1 protein-coding gene is annotated in these 409 nt (G+C 65.0%); it reads left to right on the forward strand.

The genetic code is table 11. The features are described 5' to 3' along the window. The coding region (locus EN969_RS35045) for an FAD binding domain-containing protein (protein WP_206525399.1) at positions 1-409 on the forward strand (409 nt) is incomplete at both ends.

Consider the following 409-nt stretch of genomic DNA (forward strand, 5'->3'; position numbering starts at 1 on the left):
CATCCGCAACATGGCGACCGTCGGCGGCAATCTTTTTGCCCCGAGCCCGTATGGCGATTTCGCTGTTGCCCTGCTGGCGCTCGATGCGACGGTCAGCACCGATGACGGTGAAACGCCGATCGAGACTTTTCTGGCCAATCGGGGCGGCAGCCGCGTCGTCGTCACTTCCGTGAGCTTCACGCTTCCGAAGGCCGACAGTTTCCGCTTCCTGAAAGTGTCGAGGGTCAAGCCCAAGGGCGTCTCCGTGCTCAGCATAGCCGGTGCTCTGGAACTGTCGTCGGATGGCTCGGTGACCTCGGCGCGGATCGCACTCGGCTGCATGGCGGATCGGCCCATGCGCGCCAGGGCGGCGGAAAAAGCGCTGATCGGCCGAACGCTAACCGCTGACGGCATCGCGCCGGCCTTGGCC

Origin of the sequence: Mesorhizobium sp. M7A.F.Ca.CA.003.01.2.1, assembly GCF_003998945.1 — a bacterium.
GTDB classification, from domain to species: domain Bacteria; phylum Pseudomonadota; class Alphaproteobacteria; order Rhizobiales; family Rhizobiaceae; genus Mesorhizobium; species Mesorhizobium ciceri.